The sequence below is a fragment of the Streptomyces sp. NPDC039423 genome (assembly GCF_055598725.1).
Genome location: NZ_JBVKAH010000002.1, coordinates 136,217 through 151,064 on the forward strand (window position 1 = coordinate 136,217; position 14,848 = coordinate 151,064).

The following is a 14,848-nucleotide window of genomic DNA, read 5'->3' on the forward strand; positions in this document are numbered from 1 at the left end:
CGGGCCCCGGTGAGTCCGGAGCCCGCTTCGCCTTCGTGCCCGTACGCCTCAGTCGCGCGCTTCCGCCAGCAGCTTCTGCATCCGCGACACACCCTCGACCAGATCCTGGTCGCCCAGCGCGTACGACAGCCGCAGGTAGCCCGGCGTGCCGAACGCCTCGCCCGGGACGACCGCCACCTCGGCCTCGTCCAGGATCAGCGCGGCCAGCTCCACGGACGTCCGCGGACGCTTGCCGCGGATCTCCTTGCCCAGCAGCCCCTTCACGGACGGGTACGCGTAGAAGGCGCCCTCCGGGGTCGGGCAGTAGACGCCCTCGATCTCGTTGAGCATCCGCACCATGGTCTGGCGGCGGCGGTCGAACGCGGCCCGCATCCGAGCCACCGCGTCCAGGCTGCCCGAGACGGCGGCCAGCGCGGCGGCCTGTGCGACGTTCGACACGTTGGAGGTGGCGTGCGACTGGAGGTTCGTCGCGGCCTTCACCACGTCCTTCGGGCCGATGATCCACCCCACGCGCCAGCCGGTCATGGCGTACGTCTTGGCGACGCCGTTGACCACGACGCACTTGTCCCGCAGCTCCGGCAGGATCGCCGGCAGCGAGGTGAACGTGGCGTCGCCGTACACCAGGTGCTCGTAGATCTCGTCGGTCATCACCCACAGGCCGTGCTCCACGGCCCAGCGGCCGATGGCCTCGGCGTCGGCCTCGGTGTAGACCGCGCCGGTCGGGTTGGACGGCGAGACGAACAGGACCACCTTCGTCCGCTCGGTGCGGGCCGCCTCGAGCTGCTCCACGGACACCCGGTAGCCGGTGGTCTCGTCGGCGACCACCTCCACCGGGACGCCGCCCGCGAGCCGGATCGACTCGGGGTACGTCGTCCAGTACGGGGCCGGGACGATGACCTCGTCGCCCGGGTCCAGGATGGCGGCGAACGCCTCGTAGATCGCCTGCTTGCCGCCGTTGGTCACCAGCACCTGGGAGGCGTCGACCTCGTAACCGGAGTCCCGCAGCGTCTTGGCCGCGATGGCGGCCTTCAGCTCGGGCAGGCCCCCGGCCGGCGTGTAGCGGTGGTACTTCGGGTTGCGGCAGGCCTCGACCGCGGCCTCGACGATGTAGTCGGGGGTCGGGAAGTCGGGCTCACCCGCGCCGAAGCCGATCACCGGACGCCCGGCGGCCTTGAGGGCCTTGGCCTTGGCGTCCACGGCGAGGGTCGCGGACTCGGAGATCGCGCCGACTCGGGCGGAGACCCGGCGCTCGGTGGGAGGGGTTGCAGCGCTCATGCGGCCCATGGTCCCAGACCCGTAAAGGGCGCGGCACGCGCGTTCCGGCGTGCGGACGGCGGGACGGAAGCGGGGTGCGCGGGCCGTGTCAGGAGCTTTCTGTTCGACGCGGCGCCGCTGACCACGTACACTCTCTGCTCGTTGGCCCTCACCGACCACCTCCTGGGATGCGGTAGGTTGGGGGAGAACGACAGAGGGTCGTAGCTCAATTGGTAGAGCACCGGTCTCCAAAACCGGCGGTTGGGGGTTCAAGTCCCTCCGGCCCTGCTACACACACCGCCAGGTTGTGTGCGCAGGTATGTACTTCATTGCACCGCCGTGCGGCTCCACCCGGGCGCGGCACGGCCGACCCGGAATCAGGTGAGAGACGTGACGGATGCCGTAGGCTCCATCGACATGCCTGATGCCGAGGACGAAGCACAGGAGTCGAAGAAGAAGGGCCGCAAGGGCGGCAAGCGCGGAAAGAAGGGCCCGCTGGGCCGTCTCGCGCTCTTCTACCGGCAGATCGTCGCCGAGCTGCGCAAGGTCGTGTGGCCGACTCGCGGCCAGCTGACGACGTACACGACCGTCGTCATCGTCTTCGTCGTGATCATGATCGGTCTGGTGACCGTGATTGACTTCGGCTTCCAGGAAGCAGTCAAGTACGTCTTCGGCTGATCCCGCGGAGGGCGCCCACCCCGGCGCCCCTTTTCGCATGTTCCACCCCATCTGTATCCAGGAAGAAGCAGCCACCGTGTCTGACCCGAACCTGAACGAGTCCGCCCAGGACGAGCTCGACGTCGTCGAGGCGGCCGACGAGGACCAGGCGGAAGCTGCGGACGCCGCTGTCGGCGAGGCCGCCGAAGAGGCCGCGCTCCGCCTCGAGGCCGAGGGCGCGGACGAGGAGCCCCTCGAGGCCGACCTGACCGTCGAGGAGGGCGAGCCCGCCGAGGCCGACGCCGCCACGGACGAGGTCGAGGCCGAGGTCGAGGACGAGGACGAGGACGGCGGGGCCGAGGAGGAGCCGGCGGCTCCGGTCGACCCGGTCGCCGCGCTCCGCGACGAGCTGCGCGGTCTGCCCGGCGAGTGGTACGTCATCCACACCTACGCGGGCTACGAGAAGCGCGTGAAGGCCAACCTGGAGCAGCGTGCCGTCTCGCTGAACGTCGAGGACTTCATCTACCAGGCCGAGGTCCCCGAGGAAGAGATCGTCCAGATCAAGAACGGCGAGCGCAAGAACGTCCGGCAGAACAAGCTGCCCGGTTACGTGCTCGTCCGCATGGACCTGACGAACGAGTCCTGGGGCGTCGTCCGCAACACCCCCGGTGTCACCGGCTTCGTGGGCAACGCCTACGACCCGTACCCGCTGACGCTGGACGAGATCGTCAAGATGCTCGCCCCCGAGGCCGAGGAGAAGGCCGCCCGCGAGGCCGCCGAGGCCGAGGGCAAGCCGGCTCCGGCCCGCAAGGTCGAGGTCCAGGTGCTGGACTTCGAGGTCGGCGACTCGGTCACCGTCACGGACGGCCCGTTCGCCACCCTCCAGGCCACGATCAACGAGATCAACGCCGACTCGAAGAAGGTCAAGGGCCTCGTCGAGATCTTCGGCCGCGAGACCCCGGTCGAGCTGAGCTTCGACCAGATCCAGAAGAACTGATCCCATAGGTTTCCGAACAGGTCAGACCGGGCTTGACGCCCGTTCTGACCTGCTCGGTTTTTGGCCGCGCATGGATACCCGTTATCGTTGTGCGGTATGCCTCCATCCGGATGACGTCGGATGGCGGCTGAAAACTCTCACTAGGACCCGGAGAGAGCAATGCCTCCCAAGAAGAAGAAGGTCACGGGGCTTATCAAGCTCCAGATCCAGGCCGGCGCGGCCAACCCGGCTCCGCCGGTCGGCCCCGCCCTGGGTCAGCACGGCGTCAACATCATGGAGTTCTGCAAGGCCTACAACGCCGCGACCGAGTCGCAGCGTGGCATGGTCGTGCCGGTGGAGATCACGGTCTACGAGGACCGTTCCTTCACCTTCATCACCAAGACTCCGCCGGCCGCCAAGCTGATCCTCAAGGCCGCGGGTGTGGACAAGGGCTCCGGCGAGCCGCACAAGACCAAGGTCGCCAAGCTCACGAGCGCCCAGGTCCGCGAGATCGCCTCGGTCAAGCTGCCCGACCTCAACGCCAACGACCTGGACGCCGCCGCGAAGATCATCGCCGGCACCGCCCGCTCCATGGGCATCACGGTCGAGGGCTGAGCAGCCCCCGTACGACCTGTGGGAGGGCCACGCGCTGGCCCGGACCACGACTCCACACCTGAACCACACCAGGAGAAGCAGTGAAGCGCAGCAAGGCACTCCGCGGCGCGGACGCCAAGGTCGACCGGGAGCGTAACTACGCTCCCCTCGAGGCCGTCCGTCTCGCCAAGGACACCGCCGCCACCAAGTTCGACGGCACCGTCGAGGTCGCCTTCCGCCTGGGCGTTGACCCGCGCAAGGCCGACCAGATGGTCCGTGGCACCGTGAACCTTCCGCACGGCACCGGTAAGACCGCCCGGGTCCTGGTCTTCGCGACCGGTGACCGTGCTGCGGCCGCGGAAGCCGCGGGCGCCGACATCGTCGGCTCCGACGAACTGATCGACGAGATCTCCAAGGGCAACCGCCTGAACGAGTTCGACGCGGTCGTCGCCACCCCGGACCTCATGGGCAAGGTCGGCCGCCTCGGCCGCGTCCTCGGCCCGCGTGGTCTGATGCCGAACCCGAAGACCGGCACCGTCACCATGGATGTCGCGAAGGCCGTCAACGAGATCAAGGGCGGCAAGATCGAGTTCCGCGTCGACAAGCACTCGAACCTGCACTTCATCATCGGCAAGGTTTCCTTCGACGAGACGAAGCTGGTCGAGAACTACGCGGCGGCGCTGGAGGAGATCCTCCGTCTGAAGCCGTCCGCCGCGAAGGGCCGCTACATCAAGAAGGCGACCCTCACCACGACGATGGGCCCCGGCATCCCGCTGGACGCCAACCGCACCCGCAACCTCCTCGTCGAGGAGGACCCGGCCGCCGTCTGAACCTGACGGCAGTCGCGGGTCTCGCGTGCTGAAGCCGGCCCCCGCAGCTCTCCGGAGCGGCGGGGGCCGGCCGCGTTCCCGCACCCCGGCTCGGCCCCTCCGAGGCCCCCGCCGCTGTCTCGCGGGCCCGGGACGTGCCTCCGGGCGCCTGCTCGGACCCGGACGGGCCTCCGGGTGCCTTTGTCGGCCCCTCCCCGGCCCCGGCCGGGCCCTGAGGGGTCCCGAGGGCCCGGCCGGGGCCTTGCGGAGCCCTGGCCGGCTCCCGGGGGCGGGGCGCGGGGGCGGTCGGGCGGAGCCGATTTGCTTGACGTCCGGGAGGTCCCGTACTCTTCCACAGAAGCCAAAGACCGCTGGTCGTTGCTGCGCTCGTCAGAGTCGCGGCGGCCGAAGGATCCGCTAGCTGCGGACGACCCGCGCAGGTGACTGTGGATGAACTCCCGACATCGCTCCGCAAGGAGCCCGGTCGGTCGAGTCACGCCCCGTGCGCCTGCGCCGGGGCGTTTCGTTTTGCCCAGTCTCCTTCCTTCAGCCCATGCGGTCCGAATCACCCGGAAGGAGGCCGAGGCTCATGGCGAGGCCCGACAAGTCTGCTGCGGTTGCCGAGCTGACGGACAAGTTCCGCAGCTCGAACGCCGCCGTGCTGACCGAGTACCGCGGTCTCACCGTGGCACAGCTCAAGCAGCTGCGCCGTTCGCTCGGTGAGAACGCCCAGTACGCCGTGGTGAAGAACACGCTGACCAAGATTGCGGCCAACGAGGCCGGGATCACCTCGCTCGACGACCAGTTCGCTGGTCCGACGGCGGTTGCCTTCATCACCGGTGACCCGGTGACGTCGGCGAAGGGTCTTCGTGACTTCGCCAAGGAGAACCCCAACCTGATCATCAAGGGCGGTGTCCTTGACGGCAAGGCGCTGTCCGCCGATGAGATCAAGAAGCTTGCGGACCTCGAGTCCCGCGAGGTTCTGCTCGCCAAGCTGGCGGGCGCCATGAAGGGCAAGCAGTCCCAGGCTGCCGCGCTCTTCCAGGCGCTTCCCTCGAAGCTCGTCCGCACCGTGGACGCGCTCCGTGCCAAGCAGGCCGAGCAGGGCGGTGCCGAGTAATTCGGCTCGCGCATTGATCGTGGCCCCCTAGGGGCGACGGTCGCAGCGGGCCCAACGTACGCCCGCCTCACATGTACACCCGGCACCAGCCGAATTAGTGGAAGGACCGCCATCATGGCGAAGCTGTCTCAGGAAGACCTGCTCGCGCAGTTCGAGGAGATGACCCTCATCGAGCTCGCCGCGTTCGTTTCGGCGTTCGAGGAGAAGTTCGACGTCACCGCCGCCGCCCCCGTGGCCGTTGCCGCCGCCGGTGGCGCCGGTGCCGGTGCCGCCGAGGCCGTCGAGGAGAAGGACGAGTTCGACGTCATCCTCACCGGCGCCGGTGACAAGAAGATCCAGGTCATCAAGGTCGTGCGTGAGCTGACCTCCCTGGGCCTGAAGGAGGCCAAGGACCTCGTCGACGGCACCCCGAAGCCCGTCCTCGAGAAGGTCGCCAAGGACGCCGCCGAGAAGGCCGCCGAGTCCCTCAAGGCCGCCGGCGCCTCCGTCGAGGTCAAGTAACACCTCGCGAGTCTCCTGACTCGCTCAGCGCCCCTCACAGGGCGCTCAGAAGGGCGATCACCCATCCGGGTGGTCGCCCTTCGGCGTTGCCGGAACGCCTGCCTTGCGCTGAGCCCAGCGCGGAGTATGGTGATCTTCGCCGTGCGCCCCTCGGGGCCCCACTCGGCCGGGGGCCTTGACGAACGCCACGTCGCGCGCAATTCTCAGGACGCGCCGTCAACGATCCGGATCCGAGGCATGGATCGACGGCCGAACGGGCAGTATCGATGTGCGCCAACGGCGCGAGGTGCCGCGGAGTTGAGAACAACGAGGGTCGCGAATTACTCGCCCTGGACATCAGTGGGCCAAGTGGCTACACTGACCCTTTGCGCTGCCTGTTAGCTGCCCCCTGCCCGTCACCAGGGGCATACCCTCGCAAGAGCACAGTTGACCGAGCCTCCTGACCTGGCCTTTTGGCTGACATCAGGAAGTCTGTCTCCGTGTCCGGCGTGGGACCGGTACGCGCGTAGTGAGTCCGAGCCCTCGGAAGGACCCCCTCTTGGCCGCCTCGCGCAACGCCTCGACCGCGAATACGAACAACGGCGCAAGCACCGCCCCGCTGCGCATCTCCTTTGCAAAGATCAAGGAGCCCCTCGAGGTTCCGAACCTCCTCGCGCTGCAGACCGAGAGCTTTGACTGGCTGCTCGGCAACGCCGCGTGGAAGGCTCGTGTCGAGGCGGCTCTGGAATCCGGACAGGACGTTCCCACCAAGTCCGGTCTGGAGGAGATCTTCGAGGAGATCTCGCCGATCGAGGACTTCTCCGGGTCGATGTCGCTGACTTTCCGCGACCACCGCTTCGAGCCCCCCAAGAACTCGATCGACGAGTGCAAGGAGCGCGACTTCACGTACGCCGCGCCGCTCTTCGTCACGGCCGAGTTCACCAACAACGAGACCGGCGAGATCAAGTCCCAGACGGTCTTCATGGGCGACTTCCCGCTCATGACCAACAAGGGCACCTTCGTCATCAACGGCACCGAGCGTGTCGTGGTGTCGCAGCTCGTCCGCTCGCCGGGTGTCTACTTCGACTCCTCCATCGACAAGACGTCCGACAAGGACATCTTCTCCGCCAAGATCATCCCGTCCCGGGGTGCCTGGCTGGAGATGGAGATCGACAAGCGCGACATGGTCGGTGTCCGCATCGACCGCAAGCGCAAGCAGTCCGTCACCGTCCTCCTCAAGGCGCTCGGCTGGACCACCGAGCAGATCCTCCAGGAGTTCGGCGAGTACGAGTCCATGCGCGCCACCCTGGAGAAGGACCACACCCAGGGCCAGGACGACGCGCTGCTCGACATCTACCGCAAGCTGCGCCCGGGTGAGCCGCCGACGCGCGAGGCCGCTCAGACGCTGCTCGAGAATCTCTACTTCAACCCCAAGCGCTACGACCTCGCCAAGGTCGGCCGCTACAAGGTGAACAAGAAGCTCGGCGCCGACGAGCCGCTGGACGCCGGTGTCCTGACCACCGACGACATCATCGCCACCATCAAGTACCTGGTGAAGCTCCACGCGGGCGAGACCGAGACGGTCGGCGAGAACGGCACGCAGATCGTCGTCGAGACCGACGACATCGACCACTTCGGCAACCGTCGTCTGCGCAACGTCGGCGAGCTCATCCAGAACCAGGTCCGCACGGGTCTGGCCCGGATGGAGCGCGTCGTCCGCGAGCGCATGACGACCCAGGACGTCGAGGCGATCACGCCGCAGACCCTGATCAACATCCGGCCGGTCGTCGCCTCCATCAAGGAGTTCTTCGGCACCAGCCAGCTGTCGCAGTTCATGGACCAGAACAACCCGCTGTCCGGGCTGACGCACAAGCGTCGTCTGTCCGCGCTCGGCCCGGGTGGTCTGTCCCGTGAGCGGGCCGGCTTCGAGGTCCGAGACGTGCACCCGTCCCACTACGGACGCATGTGCCCGATCGAGACCCCCGAAGGCCCGAACATCGGTCTGATCGGTTCGCTCGCCTCGTACGGCCGCGTCAACGCGTTCGGCTTCGTCGAGACGCCGTACCGCAAGGTCGTCGAGGGTCAGGTCACCGACGAGGTGGACTACCTGACCGCCGACGAGGAGGACCGCTTCGTCATCGCCCAGGCCAACGCGCCGCTGACCGACGAGCTCCGGTTCGCCGAGGCCCGCGTGCTGGTCCGCCGCCGTGGCGGCGAGGTCGACTACGTCGCGCCCGACGACGTGGACTACATGGACGTCTCGCCGCGCCAGATGGTGTCGGTCGCGACCGCCATGATCCCGTTCCTCGAGCACGACGACGCCAACCGTGCCCTCATGGGCGCGAACATGATGCGCCAGGCCGTTCCGCTCATCAAGGCGGAGGCGCCGCTGGTCGGCACCGGCATGGAGTACCGCTGTGCCACCGACGCCGGCGACGTCATCAAGGCCGAGAAGGACGGTGTGATCCAGGAGGTCTCGGCCGACTACATCACCGTCGCCAACGACGACGGCACGTACACCACGTACCGCGTCGCCAAGTTCTCCCGCTCCAACCAGGGCACCTCGGTCAACCAGAAGGTCGTCGTCTCCGAGGGCGACCGGGTGATCGAGGGCCAGGTCCTCGCCGACGGCCCCGCCACCGAGAACGGTGAGATGGCGCTCGGCAAGAACCTGCTGGTCGCGTTCATGCCGTGGGAGGGTCACAACTACGAGGACGCGATCATCCTGTCGCAGCGCCTCGTGCAGGACGACGTCCTCTCCTCGATCCACATCGAGGAGCACGAGGTCGACGCCCGTGACACCAAGCTCGGCCCGGAGGAGATCACCCGGGACATCCCGAACGTCTCCGAGGAGGTCCTCGCCGACCTCGACGAGCGCGGCATCATCCGTATCGGTGCCGAGGTCGTCGCCGGCGACATCCTCGTCGGCAAGGTCACGCCCAAGGGTGAGACCGAGCTGACGCCGGAGGAGCGCCTGCTCCGCGCGATCTTCGGTGAGAAGGCCCGTGAGGTCCGTGACACCTCGCTGAAGGTGCCGCACGGCGAGACCGGCAAGGTCATCGGCGTCCGCGTCTTCGACCGCGAGGAGGGCGACGAGCTTCCCCCTGGTGTGAACCAGCTCGTGCGCGTGTACGTCGCGCAGAAGCGCAAGATCACCGACGGTGACAAGCTCGCCGGCCGTCACGGCAACAAGGGTGTCATCTCCAAGATCCTGCCGATCGAGGACATGCCGTTCCTGGAGGACGGCACCCCGGTCGACATCATCCTCAACCCGCTGGGTGTCCCGTCCCGAATGAACCCGGGACAGGTCCTGGAGATCCACCTCGGCTGGCTCGCCAGCCGCGGCTGGGACGTCTCCGGCCTCGCGGAAGAGTGGGCGCAGCGTCTCCAGGTGATCGGCGCCGACAAGGTGGAGCCCGGTACCAACGTCGCCACCCCCGTCTTCGACGGTGCGCGTGAGGACGAGCTGGCCGGCCTGCTCCAGCACACCATCCCGAACCGCGACGGGGACCGCATGGTCCTCCCGACCGGTAAGGCGCGCCTGTTCGACGGCCGCTCCGGTGAGCCGTTCCCGGACCCGATCTCGGTCGGGTACATGTACATCCTCAAGCTCCACCACCTGGTCGACGACAAGCTGCACGCGCGTTCGACCGGTCCGTACTCGATGATCACCCAGCAGCCGCTGGGTGGTAAGGCTCAGTTCGGTGGCCAGCGCTTCGGTGAGATGGAGGTGTGGGCGCTGGAGGCTTACGGCGCCGCATACGCCCTCCAGGAGCTGCTGACCATCAAGTCCGACGACGTCACCGGCCGCGTGAAGGTCTACGAGGCCATCGTCAAGGGCGAGAACATCCCCGAGCCCGGCATCCCCGAGTCCTTCAAGGTGCTCATCAAGGAGATGCAGTCCCTGTGCCTCAACGTGGAGGTGCTGTCCTCGGACGGCATGTCCATCGAGATGCGCGACACCGACGAGGACGTCTTCCGCGCTGCGGAAGAGCTCGGTATCGACCTGTCCCGGCGCGAGCCGAGCAGCGTCGAAGAGGTCTGACGGGTCTGGCCGGGGCCTCCTCGTGAGGCCCCGGCCCTGCCCCGGACCCGTACAGACCATGATTGAGACTCAAACCCTGAGAGGGATTGACGCATAGTGCTCGACGTCAACTTCTTCGACGAGCTGCGGATCGGCCTGGCCACCGCGGACGACATCCGTCAGTGGTCCCACGGCGAGGTCAAGAAGCCGGAGACCATCAACTACCGCACCCTCAAGCCCGAGAAGGACGGCCTCTTCTGCGAGAAGATCTTCGGCCCGACCCGGGACTGGGAGTGCTACTGCGGCAAGTACAAGCGCGTCCGCTTCAAGGGCATCATCTGTGAGCGGTGTGGCGTCGAGGTCACCCGCGCCAAGGTGCGCCGTGAGCGGATGGGCCACATCGAGCTGGCCGCTCCCGTCACCCACATCTGGTACTTCAAGGGCGTCCCGTCCCGGCTGGGCTACCTGCTGGACCTCGCCCCGAAGGACCTGGAGAAGGTCATCTACTTCGCGGCGTACATGATCACGTACGTCGACGAGGAGCGCCGCACCCGCGACCTGCCCTCGCTGGAGGCCCACGTCTCCGTCGAGCGCCAGCAGATCGAGAACCGCCGCGACGCCGACCTCGAGGCCCGCGCCAAGAAGCTCGAGACCGACCTGGCCGAGCTGGAGGCCGAGGGCGCCAAGGCCGACGTGCGCCGCAAGGTGCGCGAGGGCGCCGAGCGCGAGATGAAGCAGCTCCGTGACCGCGCCCAGCGCGAGATCGACCGTCTCGACGAGGTGTGGAACCGCTTCAAGAACCTCAAGGTCCAGGACCTCGAGGGCGACGAGCTGCTCTACCGCGAGCTCCGCGACCGCTTCGGCACGTACTTCGACGGGTCGATGGGTGCCGCGGCGCTGCAGAAGCGCCTGGAGTCCTTCGACCTCGACGAGGAGGCCGAGAAGCTCCGCGAGATCATCCGTACGGGCAAGGGCCAGAAGAAGACCCGCGCCCTGAAGCGGCTGAAGGTCGTCTCGGCGTTCCTCCAGACCAGCAACAGCCCCAAGGGCATGGTCCTGGACTGCGTCCCGGTCATCCCGCCGGACCTGCGTCCGATGGTGCAGCTCGACGGTGGCCGCTTCGCGACCTCCGACCTGAACGACCTGTACCGCCGTGTGATCAACCGCAACAACCGTCTGAAGCGTCTGCTCGACCTCGGTGCCCCCGAGATCATCGTGAACAACGAGAAGCGGATGCTCCAGGAGGCCGTCGACGCGCTGTTCGACAACGGCCGCCGCGGTCGCCCGGTCACCGGTCCCGGCAACCGCCCGCTGAAGTCCCTCAGCGACATGCTGAAGGGCAAGCAGGGCCGTTTCCGTCAGAACCTGCTCGGTAAGCGAGTCGACTACTCGGCGCGTTCCGTCATCGTCGTCGGCCCGCAGCTGAAGCTGCACCAGTGCGGTCTGCCCAAGGCCATGGCGCTGGAGCTCTTCAAGCCGTTCGTGATGAAGCGCCTGGTCGACCTGAACCACGCGCAGAACATCAAGTCGGCCAAGCGCATGGTCGAGCGCGGCCGCACCGTGGTGTACGACGTCCTCGAAGAGGTCATCGCCGAGCACCCGGTGCTGCTGAACCGTGCGCCCACGCTGCACCGCCTCGGCATCCAGGCCTTCGAGCCGCAGCTCGTCGAGGGCAAGGCCATCCAGATCCACCCGCTCGTCTGCACCGCGTTCAACGCGGACTTCGACGGTGACCAGATGGCCGTGCACCTGCCGCTCTCCGCGGAGGCGCAGGCCGAGGCCCGCATCCTGATGCTGTCCTCGAACAACATCCTCAAGCCGGCCGACGGCCGTCCCGTCACCATGCCGACCCAGGACATGGTGCTGGGCCTCTTCTTCCTCACCACGGACGAGGAGGAGCGCGAGGTCAAGGGCGAGGGCCGCGCCTTCAACTCCAGCGCCGAAGCGATCATGGCGTTCGACATGGGCGAGCTCTCGCTCCAGGCGAAGGTCGACATCCGCTTCCCGATCGGCACCGTCCCGCCGCGTGGCTGGACCCCGCCGGTCGCCGAAGAGGGCGAGCCGGAGTGGCAGCAGGGTGACTCGTTCCGCCTGCGGACGACCCTGGGCCGCGCGCTCTTCAACGAGCTGCTGCCCGAGGACTACCCGTTCGTCGACTACTCGGTCGGCAAGAAGCAGCTCTCCGAGATCGTCAACGACCTCGCCGAGCGCTACCCCAAGGTCATCGTGGCGGCGACGCTCGACAACCTGAAGGCGGCCGGCTTCTACTGGGCGACCCGTTCCGGTGTCACCGTGGCCATCTCCGACGTCGTCGTTCCCGAGGCGAAGAAGGAGATCGTCCGCGGCTACGAGGCCCAGGACGAGAAGGTCCAGAAGCAGTACGAGCGCGGTCTGATCACCAAGGAAGAGCGCACGCAGGAGCTCATCGCGATCTGGACCAAGGCGACCAACGAGGTCGCCGAGGCGATGAACGCGAACTTCCCCAAGACGAACCCCATCTTCATGATGGTTGACTCGGGTGCCCGAGGAAACATGATGCAGATGCGGCAGATCGCCGGTATGCGTGGTCTGGTGTCGAACGCCAAGAACGAGACCATCCCGCGTCCCATCAAGGCCTCGTTCCGTGAGGGCCTGTCCGTGCTGGAGTACTTCATCTCCACGCACGGTGCGCGTAAGGGTCTCGCCGACACCGCCCTGCGTACCGCCGACTCGGGTTACCTGACCCGTCGTCTGGTGGACGTCTCGCAGGACGTGATCATCCGCGAGGAGGACTGCGGCACCGAGCGCGGTCTGAAGCTGCGGATCGCGGCCAAGGACGAGTCGGGCGTGCTCCGCAAGGCGGACGACGTCGAGACGTCCGTGTACGCGCGGATGCTCGCCGAGGACGTCGTCGTCGACGGCAAGGTCATCGCGCCGGCCAACGTCGACCTGGGTGACGTGCTCATCGACGCCCTGGTCAACGCGGGTGTCGAGGAGGTCAAGACCCGCTCGGTCCTGACCTGTGAGTCCGCGGTCGGCACCTGTGCCTTCTGCTACGGCCGTTCGCTCGCCACCGGCAAGCTGGTCGACATCGGTGAGGCGGTCGGCATCATCGCCGCCCAGTCCATCGGTGAGCCCGGTACCCAGCTCACGATGCGTACCTTCCACACCGGTGGTGTGGCCGGTGACGACATCACCCAGGGTCTGCCCCGTGTCGTCGAGCTCTTCGAGGCCCGTACGCCGAAGGGTGTCGCCCCGATCTCCGAGGCCTCCGGCCGCGTGCGGATCGAGGAGACCGAGAAGACCAAGAAGATCGTCGTCACCCCGGACGACGGCAGCGACGAGACGGCCTACCCGATCTCGAAGCGCGCCAAGGTCCTGGTGCACGAGGGCGACCACGTCGAGGTGGGCCAGAAGCTCACCGCGGGTGCCACCAACCCGCACGACGTGCTGCGCATCCTCGGCCAGCGTGCCGTCCAGGTCCACCTGGTCGGCGAAGTCCAGAAGGTCTACAACTCGCAGGGCGTGTCGATCCACGACAAGCACATCGAGATCATCATCCGGCAGATGCTGCGCCGCGTGACGATCATCGAGTCCGGCGACGCGGAGCTCCTGCCGGGCGAGCTGGTCGAGCGGTCGAAGTTCGAGTCCGAGAACCGTCGTGTGGTCACCGAGGGCGGTCACCCCGCCTCCGGCCGTCCGCAGCTGATGGGTATCACCAAGGCGTCGCTGGCGACGGAGTCGTGGCTGTCCGCGGCCTCCTTCCAGGAGACGACCAGGGTCCTGACGGACGCGGCGATCAACGCCAAGTCCGACTCCCTGATCGGCCTCAAGGAGAACGTCATCATCGGTAAGCTCATCCCGGCCGGTACGGGCCTGTCCCGCTACCGCAACATCCGGGTCGAGCCGACCGAGGAGGCCAAGGCCGCCATGTACTCGGCCGTCGGCTACGACGACATCGACTACTCGCCGTTCGGCACCGGCTCCGGCCAGGCCGTTCCGCTGGAGGACTACGACTACGGTCCGTACAACCAGTAAGCGAGTCGCTTGACCGACCGGAGGGCGGTCACCCCGTTGCGCACGGGGTGGCCGCCCTCCGGCGTACGGGCCGGCGGTCTTCCGTACGGTCCCTCGTCCGCCTCCGGGCGGCGGGGCGCCCTCCCGGGCGGGTGGAGGCGGCGGAGGGCGTGGGCGGGCGTCACACGGCGCGGGGGAGGCCCTCAGGGCGGTGGTGGGGCCGGCGGGAACGGCCCGGGGTGCGGACGTTCCGGCCGCGGGGACCCGAATGAGCAGATCGGGCCACGATCGGTCGTATCCGGGATGATCGAATCCGGCGTGTCGCTGCCGTCCGCATTTGTTTTGACCGAAGTCCGTGAGGTAGGTACGCTCAGACCTTGTGCCTGGGGTGTGCCTGGGCTCCTGTGCGTGTCCTCAACCGCACGGCGAGTCGAGCATCGGCCACCGCAATCTGCGCCCATTCCGTCGTGCGGCGGAAGTTCGCAGCATTCGACACACCCGACCGCGTGGGTCGGCGACGTTCCAGGTTAGCTTTACTACACGGCACACAGAAACCGGAGAAGTAGTGCCTACGATCCAGCAGCTGGTCCGGAAGGGCCGGCAGGACAAGGTCGAGAAGAACAAGACGCCCGCACTCGAGGGTTCCCCTCAGCGCCGCGGCGTCTGCACGCGTGTGTTCACGACCACCCCGAAGAAGCCGAACTCGGCCCTGCGTAAGGTCGCGCGTGTGCGTCTGACCAGCGGGATCGAGGTCACCGCTTACATCCCGGGTGAGGGACACAACCTGCAGGAGCACTCCATCGTGCTCGTGCGTGGTGGCCGTGTGAAGGACCTGCCGGGTGTTCGTTACAAGATCATCCGCGGCTCGCTCGACACCCAGGGTGTCAAGAACCGCAAGCAGGCCCGCAGCCGCTACGGCGCCAAGAAGGAGAAGTAAG

Annotated in this window: 10 protein-coding genes and 1 tRNA gene; 10 read left to right on the plus strand and 1 reads right to left on the minus strand. The window is 67.5% G+C overall.

What is annotated here, in order from left to right:
- Positions 1 to 48 precede the first annotated feature (48 nt).
- Positions 49 to 1,275, minus strand: coding sequence for a pyridoxal phosphate-dependent aminotransferase (locus tag ACZ7LK_RS06570; RefSeq protein ID WP_392272540.1), 1,227 nt, complete (start codon positions 1,273 to 1,275; stop codon positions 49 to 51).
- Positions 1,276 to 1,469: 194 nt separating this feature from the next.
- Between ACZ7LK_RS06570 and ACZ7LK_RS06575 the strand changes: the two genes are divergently transcribed.
- From ACZ7LK_RS06575 to rpsL, 10 genes are all read left to right on the plus strand, one after another.
- Positions 1,470 to 1,542: transfer RNA gene (locus tag ACZ7LK_RS06575), tRNA-Trp, on the plus strand.
- Between the two features lie 102 nt (positions 1,543 to 1,644).
- Positions 1,645 to 1,932, plus strand: a complete 288-nt coding sequence (gene secE / locus ACZ7LK_RS06580; protein WP_392272539.1) for a preprotein translocase subunit SecE — start codon at positions 1,645 to 1,647, stop codon at positions 1,930 to 1,932.
- Positions 1,933 to 2,008: 76 nt separating this feature from the next.
- Positions 2,009 to 2,908, plus strand: coding sequence for a transcription termination/antitermination protein NusG (gene nusG / locus ACZ7LK_RS06585; protein ID WP_471138729.1), 900 nt, complete (start codon positions 2,009 to 2,011; stop codon positions 2,906 to 2,908).
- 159 nt (positions 2,909 to 3,067) lie between these two features.
- Positions 3,068 to 3,502 carry a 50S ribosomal protein L11 gene (rplK, locus tag ACZ7LK_RS06590; RefSeq protein ID WP_392272537.1) on the plus strand — a complete coding sequence of 145 codons (435 nt, stop codon included), beginning with the start codon at positions 3,068 to 3,070 and terminating at the stop codon, positions 3,500 to 3,502.
- A gap of 80 nt (positions 3,503 to 3,582) precedes the next feature.
- Positions 3,583 to 4,311 (plus strand): 50S ribosomal protein L1, encoded by a 729-nt coding sequence (rplA, locus tag ACZ7LK_RS06595; RefSeq protein WP_392272536.1) that lies wholly within the window; start codon positions 3,583 to 3,585, stop codon positions 4,309 to 4,311.
- A gap of 568 nt (positions 4,312 to 4,879) precedes the next feature.
- Complete coding sequence (gene rplJ / locus ACZ7LK_RS06600; protein ID WP_064069963.1) at positions 4,880 to 5,410, plus strand: 50S ribosomal protein L10; 531 nt, start codon at positions 4,880 to 4,882, stop codon at positions 5,408 to 5,410.
- Positions 5,411 to 5,524: 114 nt separating this feature from the next.
- Positions 5,525 to 5,911 (plus strand): 50S ribosomal protein L7/L12, encoded by a 387-nt coding sequence (gene rplL, locus ACZ7LK_RS06605; protein WP_064069962.1) that lies wholly within the window; start codon positions 5,525 to 5,527, stop codon positions 5,909 to 5,911.
- A 538-nt stretch (positions 5,912 to 6,449) separates the two neighbouring features.
- On the plus strand, positions 6,450 to 9,935 hold the full coding sequence (gene rpoB, locus ACZ7LK_RS06610; RefSeq protein ID WP_392272535.1) for a DNA-directed RNA polymerase subunit beta: 3,486 nt from the start codon (positions 6,450 to 6,452) through the stop codon (positions 9,933 to 9,935).
- A gap of 96 nt (positions 9,936 to 10,031) precedes the next feature.
- Positions 10,032 to 13,931: a DNA-directed RNA polymerase subunit beta' gene (locus tag ACZ7LK_RS06615; RefSeq protein ID WP_392272534.1), complete on the plus strand. Its 3,900-nt coding sequence runs from the start codon at positions 10,032 to 10,034 to the stop codon at positions 13,929 to 13,931.
- A gap of 544 nt (positions 13,932 to 14,475) precedes the next feature.
- Complete coding sequence (rpsL, locus tag ACZ7LK_RS06620; RefSeq protein ID WP_003948652.1) at positions 14,476 to 14,847, plus strand: 30S ribosomal protein S12; 372 nt, start codon at positions 14,476 to 14,478, stop codon at positions 14,845 to 14,847.
- Position 14,848 lies beyond the last annotated feature (1 nt).

Excerpts from the sequence above, each read along its gene's own strand:
- ACZ7LK_RS06570 (WP_392272540.1), bottom strand. The coding sequence starts at position 1,275 with ATGAGCGCTGCAACCCCTCCCACCGAGCGCCGGGTCTCCGCCCGAGTC.
- rplK (WP_392272537.1), top strand. The coding sequence starts at position 3,068 with ATGCCTCCCAAGAAGAAGAAGGTCACGGGGCTTATCAAGCTCCAGATC.
- rplJ (WP_064069963.1), top strand. The coding sequence starts at position 4,880 with ATGGCGAGGCCCGACAAGTCTGCTGCGGTTGCCGAGCTGACGGACAAG.
- rplL (WP_064069962.1), top strand. The coding sequence starts at position 5,525 with ATGGCGAAGCTGTCTCAGGAAGACCTGCTCGCGCAGTTCGAGGAGATG.